Here is a 13,096-nt window from a genome sequence, read left to right on the forward strand (position 1 = left end):
GCCGGGCGTGGCGGAGGTACTGGAGACCGTGCCCGGGCGCGGCGGCGAACTGGTGCTGCGGCGCGACGGCGCCGCGTTCGAGGTGATCGAGAACGGGGTGTTCCTGATGGACACCCGCAACGGCGAGTCGGAACGGCTGCTCGTGACCGGAGCGGCCGACCGGCTCGCCCCCGGCGCGCGAGTGCTGATCGGCGGCCTCGGCGTCGGTTTCTCGCTGCGTGCCGCACTGGATCACCCGGCGGTCGGCTCCGTGGTCGTGGTGGAACGCGAACCGGCGGTGATCGCTTGGAACCGCACCGGACCGCTGCGCGAAGTCCACGGTGCGGCGCTGGACGATCCGCGCGTGACGGTGGTCGAAGCGGATCTGCTGGAGTGGCTGCGGACGACTGGCGAGACTTTCGACGCGCTGTGCCTGGACATCGACAACGGTCCAGAGTGGACAGTCACCGAGGGGAACGCCTCGCTGTACGCGGCTTCTGGCCTGGAGCGGCTGTCTCAGCTGCTGCGTCCGGGCGGGGTGCTGGCGGTGTGGAGTGCGGGCGCGGCACCGGGGTTCACGGCTCGGTTGCGCGAGCGGTTCGCCGAGGTGGATGCGGTGGAGATTCCGGTGCCGCGCGGGGAACCGGACGTGGTTTGGTTCGCGCGCTGAATCAGTTCGCCTTGGCGGCGGCCTTCGCGGCCTTCTTGAACGCGCGCACCTCGCCGAGTGTCTTGGCGTCCGTCACGTCCGCGATGGACCGACGCGAGCCCCGGTCGCCGTACGCGCCAGCGGCTTCTCGCCAGCCCTTCGGAGCGACGCCGCGCTGTTTGCCCAGCAGCGCAAGGAAGATCTTCGCCTTCTGCTCGCCGAAACCGGGCAGTGCCTTGAGCCGCTTCAGCACCTCTTCGCCGTCCGGCTTGGGGCGGCCGTCGAGCCAGATGCCCTCGGTGCGGCCGTCGTAGTTCTCGATGATGTGCAGCGCGAGCGCGTGCACCCGGCGCGCCATCGAGCCGCCGTAGCGGTGGATCGCGGGCGGGACCACGCACATCTCGACGAACTTGTCGACGTCCGTCGCGGCGATCTTGCGCAGGTCGAAGCCGTCCATCCGGTCGGCGATCTTCCGCGGGCCCGCGAAGGCGTGCTCCATCGGGTACTGCTGGTCCAGGAGCATTCCAGTGAGCAGGGCGAACGGGTCGTCGTTGAGCAGCTTGTCGGCCGCCGGGTCGCCGGTCAGGTGCAGTTCGCGCAGCATGGGGGTCATCTTCGCACAAACCGCCCGGTCAGCCGCGTGCGAAGCGGGCCGGGGTGGTGCCGAGGTAGCGGCGGAAGTGCCGGGTCAGGTGGGCCTGGTCGGCGAACCCGGCGGCCGCGGCGACGGTGGCGGGCGGGGTGCCGTCGAGCAGGAGGCGGCGGGCGTGGTCGACGCGACGGCCGGTGACGTATCGGTGCGGCGGCAGTCCGAAACGGCGGCCGAACGCGCGGACCAGGTGGACCGGGTGCGCGCCGAGTACTTCCGAGGCATCGGCCAGCGTCAGGGAATCCGGCAGGCGTTCGTCCAGGAGGTCGCGCAGGTCGTCGGCCAGGTTGCGGTCGGGTGGTGTGATGGTCGGACGGCCGAGGTGGAGGCGGAGCCGCTGGGCGACCAGGGCGAGGCGGCTTTCGGCTTCCAGCGGTTCGGCGAGCGATTGGTGCAGCTGGTGGATTCGGGTGCGCAGCAACGGATCCGGCAGGCTCGGCTGATCGACGGCGGCCCCGATCAGGTCGGCGCCGAGGACGTCGGCGTCTAGGTACAGCACGCGTTTGCGGAAGCCGTGGCTGGTCGCGGCGCGCCCGTCGTGCGCGACGTTCGGCGGCAGCAGCGTGACGGCCGTGCCGAGCGCGCCGTGGTGGTGCCGGTCGAGGTCGTAGCTGATCGCACCGTCGTCGACGATCAGCAGCGTCCAGGTGTCGTGCGTGTGCGCGGGGTAGGCGTGGTCGGTGAACCGGGCGTGGAACGCCTCGGCGATCCCAGGCACCGGAGGGCGCCAGGCCGACACCGTCATGTTCAAAACGTACAAGACCCACTCGCGACGCCGAGCCGATGCTGTCCCGCATGAACCGATTCGACACGAAGATCGCCGTGCTGCTGCGGGACGACCTGGCCTCGTGGCAACGGCTGAACGTCACGGCGTTCCTGGTGAGCGGCGTGGCCCACACGACGCCGGAACTGATCGGCGAGCCCTACCTCGACGCCGACGACACCGAGTACCTGCCGATGTTCCGCCAGCCGGTACTCGTGTTCGCGGGCACCGCGGAGACGCTCGCGCTGGCGCACAGCCGCGCTCTCTCGCGGGGTCTGCGGTTCTCGATCTTCACCGACGACCTGTTCCAGACCGGCAATGACGTCGACAATCGCGCGGCGGTGCGCGCGGTGCCGACGGAGAAACTGGCCTTGGCGGGGATGGCGGTGCACGGGCCGAAGAACGCGATGGACAAGATCCTCAAGGGGGCTCGGCTGCACGGCTGAACGGAGTATTTTCCCCGCTCCGCAAGGAACCCTGCCAAGATCGCAAGCAATCCAGGGGAGGGGAAATCATGCGAAGAATCTTGGCGGTCGTCGCTGCGGCCGGCATGGCGTTCGGGACGGCCTCGACCGCGCACGCGGACCCGACAGTCGGGTTCGGCTACACCTCGGACGAAGGCGCGTACCCATTCCAGGGCCGCGCTTCGTGGACTGCCGACGAGGTCACGGCCTGGGAGTACGGCGACGCGGTGAAGGTGAACGCCGAGACACCCGACGGCTGGGACTGGGCCCGGCTCGAACTCAGCGCTCCTGCCGGACAGCAGTTGCACGCGGGGACTTACTCGAACGCCGCCGTCCGAGCGCCGAATTCGCCCCAGCTCGCCACGCCCAGCTTCATCGCGTTCCGCGGGACCCGCGCAGAGCCCGGGAGCGCCTGCGCGGCCCCGGGAGCGACCGCCGACTTCACCGTCTCCCGCCTGGTCCGCGCGGCCGACGGAGCGGTGACCGACCTCGACGTCACCTTCGTCCTGCACTGCACCTCCGCCGCGGCCACCCGCGGCGAGGCGCACTACCACCGGGTGGCTTAAGCCTCCGCGAAAACCGCGAACACCTGCCGTACCCGGTCGCCCTGATCGAGGGTCACGTGCTGGGCCGTCGCTGAGCTGAAGCCCGCGTCAGTGGCCAGCGCGGCGGCTTCTTCCAGGGTGCCCGGGACGCGCAGGTCTCGCGGGATCACGTCGGCGAATTTGCCGGTCGGCTTGAAGCGTTCCGACGACACGATGCTGAACGCCAGCTGCCCGCCCGGGCGGAGCACTCGCCGCCAGTCGGCCAAGGCGGCTGGGCCCAGGAAGTGCAGTGCGGACGCGCAGACGACCGCGTCCGCCTCGCCGTCGCCGATCGGCAGCGGGACCGCGGAGCCGACCTGCCACGTGATCCGGCCGTCCGGGTCGCGGTCGGCGGCTTTCGCGCGGGCGATCTCGATCATCGCGGGGGAGAGGTCGATCGCGAACACCGCGGCCGGTTCCAGGCGCAGTGCCGCGAAGGAGGCCGCGCCGGTGCCCGCGGCGACGTCGACCAGCAGGCCGGGTTTCGGGGCCAGGCCGCCGATCAGCTGCTCGGCCACATACGGGTGGAAGGTGTCCTCGTCGTATCCCGCCGCGTCGGCGTCGAAAAGAGTGCTCACCCAGCCACCGTAGTGCGGGTGACCAGTGATTATCCGGGCAAGCGGCGACGGCCGGCGAAACCGAGGTCGGCCCGGTGGTACCAGGACAGTTCGCGGTCGCCTTCGAGCCAGCACAACAGCACGTCGTCGCCGTCGAGCGAGGACGGGAAGTCCACCAGCAGCGGGGCGAACCCCTTCAGCTCGGCCCCGGTCGCCTGGATCGCGGTCATCAGGTCGTCCAGCCTGGCCTGCGCGGCCTTCCATTCCGGCAGGCCGCCGAGGCTGGTGTCCCGTCCGCCCGGGCGCAGCGACGCGGCGAGTTCGGCGGCGTCGGCGCGGACCCGGATCAGCTCGGCGAGCACGGGAAGCAACCGGGCGAGTTCGGCTCGGGCCTCGGCTACGGTGAACAATCCCATCTGCAAATACTCTCACCGGGCCCGCGCCGGTCCGCCGCTACCTGCGCCGACGCGCGAGCGTCGTCGCCAATCCCGTGCCGACCAGCAGGAATCCGGTGCCGAGCAGCGCGCCGGAAACCAGCCAGCCGCCGAATCCGGCCGCCACCTCGTCGCCCGGCAGCAGGCGCAGCAGGTCGTAACCGGTCCGCGGCGACACGAGCGTGACCACCCCGGGCAGCACGCCCCAGACCAGCCCTCCGACGACCGGCCCGGCCGACGACCACGCGCCGAGCGCGGCCACCCCGACCAGGAGCAGCGCGCCGATCACCAGCAGCGTCGTGCCGAGGCTGTCGCCGTGTTCGGCAAAGGTCGCCGCGACCTTCGACTGCTGGCGGAAGCCGCCGAAAGCCAGCACTCCGATCGCGATCGGCGTGAGCACGAGGCCGGACAGCCCGCCCAGCACGCGCGCGACGGCGCGGCTGTCCGGCTGAACGGGCATGGCCGGTTGGGCGGAATAGGGCGCGGGGTACGACATGACAGTGACCTCCCAGGCTGTGGTTCCGCGATGGGATGAGCGCCGGACTCGTCCGGTTCCCCTCACACCGGGGCGGGCCGGATCGTGCCCGGTCGGAAGGCGCGGTCAAGGGTGGTAGAGACTTGATTCCGACCACTTCTGGAACCATCCAGCTCTGTTAAGCAGTACGCTTGTACCGCTATCGGAGAGCGAAGAAGAGAACGCGAAGATCCGCGGAAGGAGCACCGCTGCTCATGGCCAAGATCAAGGTCCAGGGCACCGTTGTCGAACTCGACGGCGACGAGATGACCCGCATCATCTGGCAGTTCATCAAGGACAAGCTGATCCACCCGTACCTGGACGTCAACCTGGACTACTACGACCTGGGCATCGAGGAGCGGGACCGCACCGACGACCAGATCACGATCGACGCCGCCAACGCCATCAAGCAGCACGGCGTCGGCGTCAAGTGCGCCACGATCACGCCCGACGAGGCGCGCGTGGAGGAGTTCGGCCTCAAGAAGATGTGGGTGTCCCCGAACGGCACCATCCGCAACATCCTCGGCGGCGTGATCTTCCGCGAGCCGATCGTCATGCGGAACGTGCCCCGGCTGGTACCCGGCTGGACCAAGCCGATCATCATCGGCCGGCACGCGCACGGCGACCAGTACAAGGCCACCAACTTCAAGGTTCCCGGCCCGGGCACCCTGACCATGACCTACACCCCCGAAGACGGCTCCGAGCCGATGGAGTTCCAGGTCGCGAACTTCCCCGAGGGCGGCGGCGTCGCGATGGGGATGTTCAACTTCCGCAAGTCGATCGAGGACTTCGCGCGCGCGTCGCTGCAGTACGGCCTCGACCGCGAGTACCCGGTCTACCTGTCGACCAAGAACACCATCCTCAAGGCCTACGACGGCATGTTCAAGGACGTGTTCCAGGAGATCTTCGAGACCGAGTTCAAGGCCGACTTCGACGCCAAGGGCATCACCTACGAGCACCGGCTGATCGACGACATGGTCGCCGCGTCGCTCAAGTGGGAGGGCGGCTACGTCTGGGCGTGCAAGAACTACGACGGCGACGTCCAGTCCGACACCGTCGCGCAGGGCTTCGGTTCGCTCGGCCTGATGACCTCGGTGCTGCGCACGCCGGACGGCAAGACCGTCGAGGCCGAGGCCGCGCACGGCACGGTCACCCGGCACTACCGCCAGCACCAGCAGGGCAAGCCGACCTCCACGAACCCGATCGCCTCGATCTACGCGTGGACCCGCGGCCTCGAGCACCGCGGCAAGCTGGACGGCAACTCCGAGCTGATCGGCTTCGCGAACAAGCTGGAGCAGGTCGTGGTCGACACCGTCGAGGGCGGCAAGATGACCAAGGACCTCGCGCTGCTGGTCGGCAAGGACCAGGAATGGCAGACGACCGAGGAGTTCCTCGCGACGCTGGACGAGAACCTGGCCAAGAAGATCGCGCAGGGCTGATCTTTTCTTAGCTGATCGAGAAGGGCACCTCGGAGGAGTCTTCCGAGGTGCCCTTCTCTTGTTTGTCACTCTTCGTGTTGTGCCGGTGACCGGATTGGCACCTCCGGGTGGAATGGCGGCGAGAACCTGTCCGGGCGCGCGCGGAATCCCTACTCTGGACGAGGGGTTTTTCGCGACTGAGGAGCGGCCGTGATTCTGGGTTTGCCCAAGAAGACACTGATGATTATCGGAGTCGTCGCCGCGGTCGTGGTCATCTACGCGTTCGGCCAGAAAGGCCAGGCCGACGCGCAGGGGTCCCCGACCGGCTGCAAGGTCTCGGTGACCGCCGACGTGCTCAACGCGCGGGAAACCGCCGCGGGAAACGGGAAAGTCGTCGGGAAGTACTTGCGCGGCGCGGAATTCGACGCGCAACCCGTGGTGCAGAACGGGTTCCGGAAGATTGCCGACGGGAAGTGGGTCGCGGACAGCTTCGTGACGCCGGTTGCCGGGTCGAAGTGCTGAGCCTGGTTCGTGCTGGTGCTTGGCTGAGGTGCTGAGCGGGCGGTGCGGTCGAGCGGAGTCTGTTGCCGCGCTTGGGTTCGCGTGGGTGCTGGGTTTGCTGTGACGTCTGGTTCGCTTGGGCTCGTGCTGGGCCTGGTTCGTGGTGGTGCTTGGTTGAGGTGCTGAGCGGGCGGTGCGGTTGCGCGGAGTCTGTTGCCGCGCTTGGGTTCGCGTGGGTGCTGGGTTTGCTGTGACGTCTGGTTCGCTTGGGCTCGTGCTGAGCCTGGTTCGCTGGTGTTTGGCTGAGGTGCTGAGCGGCCGGTGCGGTCGTGCGGAGTCTGTTGCCGCGTTCGGGTTCGCTGGCTTGCCGAGTTTGCTGCGACGTGTGGTTTGCCTGGCTCGTGCTGTGCCGGGGGCGGACGGCTTCGGTGATTGTTCGCGGTTGTCCCGAGTGGTGGGACGGAGTTCAGTTGTCCAACCGGGAATGCCGCCGGTTGGTTGAGTCGATGCGTCCGTCCGGCTGTGAATGGCCGCACGTCACGCTGCTCGGGCACCTCCGCGAGCGCTACGCAGGTGTCGGTCGTCAAGCGGACGTTTTTCGGCTCGGTGCGTTCGCGATTGCCGGATGCCCTTGCGACAGTTGCGCCGGTTCGGTTTGCTCTTTTGTGCCGGATAGTGCCGGGGTGAATGCGTTCAGTGTGAACGTTGATCGCGTTTGCTGTGCGGAACTCGCGATTATGCGTGATTCAGCATGAGTCCTTCTTCCGCGGCCAGCACTTCCCCGGCGAACTCGGCGCGGGCTTCGGCCACCGAAACCGCTCGGTCGGAACCCGGCCAGAAATGTGTGAGCACCAGCGTCCGGACGTTCGCCGCGGCGGCGAGTCGACCTGCTTCCGCGGCGGTCATCAGGTAGCGCGGACCGTCCGGTGGCGCACCTTGCCAGGTCGCTTCGCAGAGAAGGACGTCGGCGTCGCGGGCCAGGTCCGTCAGGTGCGGAGCGGGTTCGGTGTCGCCGGTGTAGGCGAGGGTGTAACCGGATGTGGTGAGCCGGACTCCGTAATTCGGCACGTGGTGCGGCAGGAGCGCGGTGGTGAGGCGGAACGGGCCGAGGTCGGTCTCCGGGTCGAGGTCGTGGAGGTCGAAAATTTCCTCAGGGGCCGGACTGGGCTCCATCGCCGCGAGGCGGTCCACGGTGCCGGGAGTGCAGTACATCGGGAGCTTGCGGTCGGTCGTGTAGTGGCGGGCGCGGCCGAGTGCGCTGACGTCCGCGAGGTGGTCGGGGTGCTCGTGGGTCACGACGACCGCGTCGAGGCGGTCGGCGGGGACGTGCCGGAAGAGCTGCGGCGCGGCACCGTAGCCGAGGTCGAGTACGACGTGGAAATCCTGGTGGGACAGCAGGAATCCGGCGCAGGCGCGGCCGGCCTCCGGCCAGGCGCCGCAGCTGCCGAGAACAGTCAAGCGAGGCATGGCGGTCATTCTGGACCGCGCCGGACCTGCGGTGCGCGGAAAATTGTCGGACCCGGCGGGTAGCGTGCGCGGGGTGCTAATCGTCTCCACTGTCAACGTCAATGGCCTCCGGGCCGCCGTCAAGAAGGGCTTCGTCGAGTGGCTGGCCGCCACTGAGGCGGATGTCGTCGCGTGTCAGGAAGTGCGGGCCGAGGCCGCGCAGCTGCCCGCGTCCGTCGTCGCGCCGGAGGGGTGGTTCGCCGCGCACGCGCCTTCGGTCGTGAAGGGGCGCAACGGCGTCTCGCTGTACAGCCGCGTCGAGCCGGACGAGGTGCGCACCGGGTTCGGCGAGCCCGAGTTCGAGGACAGCGGGCGGTACCTGGAAATGCACCTGCCCGGTGTGGTGGTGGCGAGCCTGTACCTGCCGAGCGGCGACGTCGGCACCGAGCGGCAGGACGAGAAGGAGCGCTTCATGGACGCGTTCCTGCCGTACCTGGTCGAGCTGCGCGCGAAGTCGGCCGCGGAGGGTCGCGAGGTCGTCGTGGTGGGCGACTGGAACATCGCCTACGACACCGTCGACCTCAAGAACTGGCGCGGCAACCAGAAGAACTCCGGCTTCCTGCCCGAGGAACGCGAGTGGATGGGCCGCGTCTACGAGGCGGGCTACACCGACGTCCAGCGTCGGCTCGACCCGGAAGGTCCGGGCCCGTACACGTGGTGGTCGTACCGGGGCAAGGCGTTCGACAACGACTCGGGCTGGCGCATCGACTGCCAGCTGGCGACGCCCGGCCTGGCGGAGAAGGTGAAGTCGGTGGTGGTCGAACGGGCCGAGTCCTACGACCAGCGCTGGTCGGACCACGCGCCGGTCACCGCGACGTACGACGTGCCGTTCCCGGGCTGAGCCGGGTTGTCCCGCTGGTGACTGGCAGATGAAAATCTGCTGAGGGTAGTTCGGGTTTGTTCCGCAGGGGGATTCTGTCCGGTTCGGCGTGGGCCGAGGACACTGTGCGTGGTTCCGCGAGCGGCGCACGGCGCTGACCACCGACGACACCGAGACGGCAGGGGTGGCCTCGGTTACTCCCCGAGTGGGCGCTAGCCTCGGCAGCCGAGTTGATCAGATCCGACAGGACTTGACACGCTCGGTAGTTTTCTGACCAGTAGCACGTCGAGAACTCATCCGTACGGGTGAGACGCTCACGCAGAACAGTCACCTCGCGGGAGGCACTCCGGTGCGCAACGCAGGCCGGTTCGTGACACGGTCCACGCTGGCTCTTGGCCGTCCAGCGCTTCGCTCGTCCGTCACCCCATCGGGGACGTCCGGGACGAGGGCGGCCGAGCCGGCTCCGGTTCGCGACGCGGCGCGGAATGGAAGCCGTTCCCTGGCGCTGGCGGGCGGGCGGATCCTGGCAGTGCTGGCGACGGTCCTGCTCACGGCGGTCGGGACGGGTGCGACGGCGTTCGCGGACGACAGCGTCGTCCGGGCGGAAACGACGTCCACCGGGTTCGGAATGCTCGGACCGGTCGGGCTGGTCGCGGTGGGCTTCGGCGTCATCGGGATGGCGCTGGGCGTCGTCCGGCAGCGGCGCAAGGCCCGCGCGAAGACGCTCGACGCGGTGGCGGCCGCCGGGGTTCTCGAAGAGGAGCCGACCCGGCCGCTCGAACCGGCCCCGGCCGCGCTGAACCTGCGACAGTCCTAGTCATCCGGCACCGGGAATCGTCCGCAACGCCTGGCCCCGGTGTCCGAAAGGCCGTTTCCACCCCTCGGATGCCTCCGGCAACGGTTCTCCGGGAACTTGCGCGGCTCCGGAACGCCAGGCGAGCCCGGCTTCGGTGCCGAAGGCCCGCAGCACCCCGGCTGTCTGACCGGCCGTTTCCACCCCTGAATACCTCCGGCAACGCTTCGTCGGCAGCTCCGCTCCGGAAGCAGATACCCGGTCGAAGGCCGCCGAAACGTCTCCGTTCCGCGAACCGCCGGGGCCGCGGCAGCGCCTCCTCCGCAGCCTGAAAGAATCCCGGGCGTGTCTGACGAACAGAACGGTCGCCTGCGGGTGCTTTCCGGGATTCAGCCCACTGCCGACTCCTTCCACCTCGGCAACTACCTCGGCGCCCTGCGCCAGTGGGTGCGGCTGCAGGACACCCACGAGACCTTCTACTGCGTCGTCGATCTGCACGCGATCACCGTCGAGCAGGACCCCAAGGTGTTGCTGGAGCGGACGCGGCGTTCGGCCGCGCAGCTGCTCGCCATCGGGGTCGACCCGGCGCGCAGCGCGCTGTTCGTGCAGAGCCACGTGCCCGAGCACGCGCAGCTGAGCTGGGTGCTCGAATGCCAGACCGGCTTCGGCGAGGCCGGCCGGATGACCCAGTTCAAGGACAAGGCCGCCAAACAGGGCAGCGACCACGCGAGCGTCGGCCTGTTCACCTACCCGGTGCTGATGGCCGCGGACATCCTGCTGTACCAGACGAACGCGGTGCCGGTCGGCGAGGACCAGCGGCAGCACCTCGAGCTGACCCGCAACCTCGCGCAGCGGTTCAACAGCCGGTTCGGCAAGACGTTCGTCATGCCGGAGCCGTTCATCGTCAAGGACACCGCGAAGATCTACGACCTGCAGGAACCGACGGCGAAAATGAGCAAGTCGGCGTCGACCGGCAACGGGCTCATCGAACTGCTGGAAGACCCGAAGCGCTCGGCGAAGAAGATCCGCTCCGCGGTCACCGACACCGGCCGCGAGGTCCGGTTCGACCGCGAGGAGAAGGCCGGCGTCTCCAACCTGCTCACGATCTACTCCGCGCTGACCGACCGCACGATCGCCGACCTCGAGACCGCGTACGAGGGCAAGGGTTACGGCGATCTCAAGAAGGACCTCGCCGAGGTGCTGGTCGACTGGGTCACGCCGCTGCAGGAGAGCGTCCAGTCCTATTTGGACGATGTGGCCGAGCTGGACCGGATCCTCGCCGCGGGGGCACAGCGGGCGCGCGAGGTCGCGTCGGCGACGCTCGCGTCGGTGTACGAGCGGGTCGGGTTCCTGCCCGCCAGCTGAGCGGGTGTCTTCAGCGGCATTCCAGTCCGGGGGGATGGAATAACGTGAAGTTCAAAACTGGGTTGTGGCCGCTCGGTGTCGCGACGCTGGTGCTGGTCGCGTCGTGCGGCGGGATGTCCGGCTCGGACAACGAGAAGGCGAAAGACCCGAACGGCGACGGCGAGACCGTGCAGCGGCCGGGTTATGCGAACTCGCAGTATCCGGACCCCGCTCCGATCAAGGAAAAGGCGAACCCGCAAGCGGTGCAGATCGGCGGCAAGCCGGTCATCCGGTGAAGATCTTTTCGAAGCGCCGCAAGACGGAGAGCCCGTCGGACGCTTCCGGCGACGCCGTGCTGGTCCTGGGAGACGCGCTGGTCGACTTCGACTTCGACCTGAAAGCGGACAAAAACGCGAGCAAGCTGCAGGACCTCGGCAAGAAGTTCGCGGAGAACTTCGCGAAGCAGATGAGCGCGCCGGCCGGGGCGAACGTCATCGGGTACGACAGCGCGGCCTTCCCGAAATCGGTCGCGCAGCCCTGTCCGATGCTCACGCCCGACGCGGTGGCCCCGGCGATCGGCACCGACGCCTCGCCGATGGTCGCCGAAACCCCTGCCACCGCGGTCGGCGACATGATCATGACCAGCAGCACCAAGCACAACTACGTGCAGATCGACTGCGAGCGCGGCACCGGCCACGACAACGGCATCGACCGGCGCGCACTGCACCTCGCCGCGATCAGCTTCCTCAGCGAGGACGCGGCGAAGGGCTATCTCGGATCCGCGCCGAACGACGGGCAGTCCGCGCCCGCCCAGGTCGCGGACGAGGGACAGGTGCGCAGCAAGGGCCAGACTCACGGCGAGGTGCTGTTCCGCAAGGGCCGCTTCGTGTTCAAGCTCTACCTCGCCGACCACAACGCCGCGCCGGAGGGCATCAGCGGCGCGGACGCGACCCGGCTGCTGGTGCCCGCCGCGCAGAAAATGGTCTCCGCCTTCCACGAGCAGTAACGGCGCGGGCACGCTCGCGTTGCGGGGCCCGGTTGGCGTGGTTAGCGTTTTCCGGTGGCGAAAGAGACCGGTGACAAGGAAAAGCTGCTGCCCCGGCTGCGGCGGAAGTACCCGTGGCTGGATCACCTGATCCGCGCCAACGATTCCTTCAACGAAAACTACGGCAACCATTACGCGGCGGCGATCACCTACTTCAGCGTGCTGTCGGTGTTCCCGATCTTCATGGTGGCGTTCGCGATCGTCGGCATGGTGCTCGGGCACAACGCCGCGGTGATCGATCAGCTCACGCACGGGATCGACAGTTCGGTGCCGGAGGGGCTGCGCGGCCTGGTCAAGCAGATCACCGACGCCGCGCTGAAGTCCGGCAGCGGCATCGGGATCTTCGGGCTGCTGCTGGCGGCCTACTCCGGCGTCGGCTGGATGGCCAACCTCCGCGACGCGCTCACCGCGCAGTGGGGCCAGGAGAAGAAGACCGAACCGTTCGTCAGCAGGACGATCAAGGACCTGCTGTCGCTGCTCGGGCTCGGGCTGGCGCTGGTCGTGTCGTTCGCGATCACCGCGGCGGGCAGCGGGCTCGGCGAACTGCTGCTGAAGCTCGTCGGGCTGGAAGGCCAGGGCTGGGCGAAGTTCCTGCTGCACGTCGCGACGATCGTGCTCAGCCTGATCGCCAACGCGCTGGTCTTCCTGTGGGTGATCGCCCGGCTGCCGCGGGAGCACGTCGCGCTGCGGAGCGCGGTCAAGGGCGCGCTCATCGCCGCGGTCGGATTCGTGGTCTTGCAGCAGGTCGCGACGGTTTACCTGGCGAGCGTCACGAAGTCGCCGTCGGCGGCGATCTTCGGGCCGGTGATCGGGTTGCTGGTGTTCGCGAACCTGGTGTCGCGGTTCCTGCTGCTGGTGACGGCCTGGACGGCGACCGCGCGGGAGAACCAGCGCCGCGTCGTGCAGCCGCCCGCTCCGGTGGTGCTGGAGCCGCGGGTGACGGTGCAGCACGGGCTCGGGATCGGCTCGGTGGCGGGCGCGTTCAGCGCTGGCGCGTTGCTGGCCTGGCTAGGCAGGCGAAAGGGCTGACCACCCGAAAAAAGGGCCTCCTCGAGCGGATCGAGGAGGCCCTTTTT

General features: G+C 68.7%; 17 protein-coding genes. 11 read left to right on the forward strand and 6 right to left on the reverse strand.

What is annotated here, in order from left to right:
- Positions 1 to 7 precede the first annotated feature (7 nt).
- Complete coding sequence (locus tag CU254_RS02690; protein ID WP_037712327.1) at positions 8 to 649, forward strand: spermidine synthase; 642 nt, start codon at positions 8 to 10, stop codon at positions 647 to 649.
- Position 650: 1 nt separating this feature from the next.
- Here the strand turns inward: CU254_RS02690 and CU254_RS02695 are convergent, their stop codons facing one another.
- A complete protein-coding gene (locus tag CU254_RS02695) occupies positions 651 to 1,232 on the reverse strand; it encodes an HhH-GPD-type base excision DNA repair protein (RefSeq protein WP_009072508.1) in 582 nt (193 codons plus the stop codon).
- Between the two features lie 28 nt (positions 1,233 to 1,260).
- Positions 1,261 to 2,022 (reverse strand): AraC family transcriptional regulator, encoded by a 762-nt coding sequence (locus tag CU254_RS02700; protein ID WP_009072511.1) that lies wholly within the window; start codon positions 2,020 to 2,022, stop codon positions 1,261 to 1,263.
- A gap of 50 nt (positions 2,023 to 2,072) precedes the next feature.
- Between CU254_RS02700 and CU254_RS02705 the strand changes: the two genes are divergently transcribed.
- Positions 2,073 to 2,486: a DUF2000 domain-containing protein gene (locus tag CU254_RS02705; RefSeq protein WP_037716484.1), complete on the forward strand. Its 414-nt coding sequence runs from the start codon at positions 2,073 to 2,075 to the stop codon at positions 2,484 to 2,486.
- 68 nt (positions 2,487 to 2,554) lie between these two features.
- A complete protein-coding gene (locus tag CU254_RS02710; protein ID WP_009072515.1) occupies positions 2,555 to 3,070 on the forward strand; it encodes a hypothetical protein in 516 nt (171 codons plus the stop codon).
- Here the strand turns inward: CU254_RS02710 and CU254_RS02715 are convergent.
- From CU254_RS02715 to CU254_RS02725, 3 genes are read right to left on the reverse strand one after another with little or no spacing between them, the layout of a single operon-like run.
- Positions 3,067 to 3,666, reverse strand: a complete 600-nt coding sequence (locus CU254_RS02715; RefSeq protein WP_009072517.1) for a class I SAM-dependent methyltransferase — start codon at positions 3,664 to 3,666, stop codon at positions 3,067 to 3,069. The genes CU254_RS02710 and CU254_RS02715 overlap by 4 nt on opposite strands.
- Before the next feature lie 29 nt (positions 3,667 to 3,695).
- Positions 3,696 to 4,061: a DUF2203 domain-containing protein gene (locus CU254_RS02720; protein ID WP_037712331.1), complete on the reverse strand. Its 366-nt coding sequence runs from the start codon at positions 4,059 to 4,061 to the stop codon at positions 3,696 to 3,698.
- A 37-nt stretch (positions 4,062 to 4,098) separates the two neighbouring features.
- Positions 4,099 to 4,575 carry a hypothetical protein gene (locus CU254_RS02725; RefSeq protein ID WP_199785768.1) on the reverse strand — a complete coding sequence of 159 codons (477 nt, stop codon included), beginning with the start codon at positions 4,573 to 4,575 and terminating at the stop codon, positions 4,099 to 4,101.
- Positions 4,576 to 4,808: 233 nt separating this feature from the next.
- Here CU254_RS02725 and CU254_RS02730 point away from each other — a divergent pair, with 233 nt between their 5' ends.
- Positions 4,809 to 6,032 carry an NADP-dependent isocitrate dehydrogenase gene (locus CU254_RS02730; RefSeq protein WP_009072524.1) on the forward strand — a complete coding sequence of 408 codons (1,224 nt, stop codon included), beginning with the start codon at positions 4,809 to 4,811 and terminating at the stop codon, positions 6,030 to 6,032.
- Between the two features lie 219 nt (positions 6,033 to 6,251).
- A complete protein-coding gene (locus CU254_RS02735; protein ID WP_199785769.1) occupies positions 6,252 to 6,533 on the forward strand; it encodes an SH3 domain-containing protein in 282 nt (93 codons plus the stop codon).
- Positions 6,534 to 7,247: 714 nt separating this feature from the next.
- Here CU254_RS02735 and CU254_RS02740 read toward each other — a convergent pair.
- Positions 7,248 to 7,979, reverse strand: coding sequence for an MBL fold metallo-hydrolase (locus tag CU254_RS02740; protein ID WP_037712332.1), 732 nt, complete (start codon positions 7,977 to 7,979; stop codon positions 7,248 to 7,250).
- A gap of 64 nt (positions 7,980 to 8,043) precedes the next feature.
- On the opposite strand from CU254_RS02740, the gene CU254_RS02745 reads away from it, so the two are divergent.
- The 6 genes from CU254_RS02745 to yhjD all read left to right on the forward strand — a co-directional run bounded on the left by CU254_RS02745 (position 8,044) and on the right by yhjD (position 13,049).
- Complete coding sequence (locus CU254_RS02745; RefSeq protein ID WP_037716488.1) at positions 8,044 to 8,859, forward strand: exodeoxyribonuclease III; 816 nt, start codon at positions 8,044 to 8,046, stop codon at positions 8,857 to 8,859.
- Between the two features lie 508 nt (positions 8,860 to 9,367).
- The gene (locus CU254_RS43890) at positions 9,368 to 9,655 is read left to right on the forward strand and encodes a hypothetical protein (RefSeq protein ID WP_199785771.1); all 288 of its coding nucleotides are present in this window, start codon (positions 9,368 to 9,370) and stop codon (positions 9,653 to 9,655) included.
- 321 nt (positions 9,656 to 9,976) lie between these two features.
- Positions 9,977 to 10,996, forward strand: a complete 1,020-nt coding sequence (trpS, locus tag CU254_RS02760) for a tryptophan--tRNA ligase (protein WP_009072532.1) — start codon at positions 9,977 to 9,979, stop codon at positions 10,994 to 10,996.
- A gap of 44 nt (positions 10,997 to 11,040) precedes the next feature.
- Positions 11,041 to 11,271, forward strand: a complete 231-nt coding sequence (locus tag CU254_RS02765; RefSeq protein WP_037712337.1) for a hypothetical protein — start codon at positions 11,041 to 11,043, stop codon at positions 11,269 to 11,271.
- Entirely contained in the window at positions 11,268 to 11,981 is a 714-nt protein-coding gene (locus CU254_RS02770; protein WP_037712340.1) for a hypothetical protein, read from the forward strand. Before CU254_RS02765 ends, CU254_RS02770 begins: the two co-directional genes overlap by 4 nt.
- Before the next feature lie 54 nt (positions 11,982 to 12,035).
- Positions 12,036 to 13,049, forward strand: a complete 1,014-nt coding sequence (gene yhjD / locus CU254_RS02775; RefSeq protein ID WP_009072536.1) for an inner membrane protein YhjD — start codon at positions 12,036 to 12,038, stop codon at positions 13,047 to 13,049.
- The last annotated feature ends 47 nt before the right edge of the window (positions 13,050 to 13,096 follow it).

Origin of the sequence: Amycolatopsis sp. AA4, assembly GCF_002796545.1 — a bacterium.
Taxonomy (GTDB): Bacteria; Actinomycetota; Actinomycetes; order Mycobacteriales; family Pseudonocardiaceae; genus Amycolatopsis.

Coding starts and splice junctions, on each gene's coding strand:
- CU254_RS02730 (WP_009072524.1), top strand. CDS start 4,809: ATGGCCAAGATCAAGGTCCAGGGCACCGTTGTCGAACTCGACGGCGAC.
- CU254_RS02720 (WP_037712331.1), bottom strand. CDS start 4,061: ATGGGATTGTTCACCGTAGCCGAGGCCCGAGCCGAACTCGCCCGGTTG.
- CU254_RS02700 (WP_009072511.1), bottom strand. CDS start 2,022: ATGACGGTGTCGGCCTGGCGCCCTCCGGTGCCTGGGATCGCCGAGGCG.
- CU254_RS02710 (WP_009072515.1), top strand. CDS start 2,555: ATGCGAAGAATCTTGGCGGTCGTCGCTGCGGCCGGCATGGCGTTCGGG.
- CU254_RS02695 (WP_009072508.1), bottom strand. CDS start 1,232: ATGCTGCGCGAACTGCACCTGACCGGCGACCCGGCGGCCGACAAGCTG.
- CU254_RS02740 (WP_037712332.1), bottom strand. CDS start 7,979: ATGCCTCGCTTGACTGTTCTCGGCAGCTGCGGCGCCTGGCCGGAGGCC.
- CU254_RS02725 (WP_199785768.1), bottom strand. CDS start 4,575: ATGTCGTACCCCGCGCCCTATTCCGCCCAACCGGCCATGCCCGTTCAG.
- CU254_RS02735 (WP_199785769.1), top strand. CDS start 6,252: ATGATTATCGGAGTCGTCGCCGCGGTCGTGGTCATCTACGCGTTCGGC.
- CU254_RS02705 (WP_037716484.1), top strand. CDS start 2,073: ATGAACCGATTCGACACGAAGATCGCCGTGCTGCTGCGGGACGACCTG.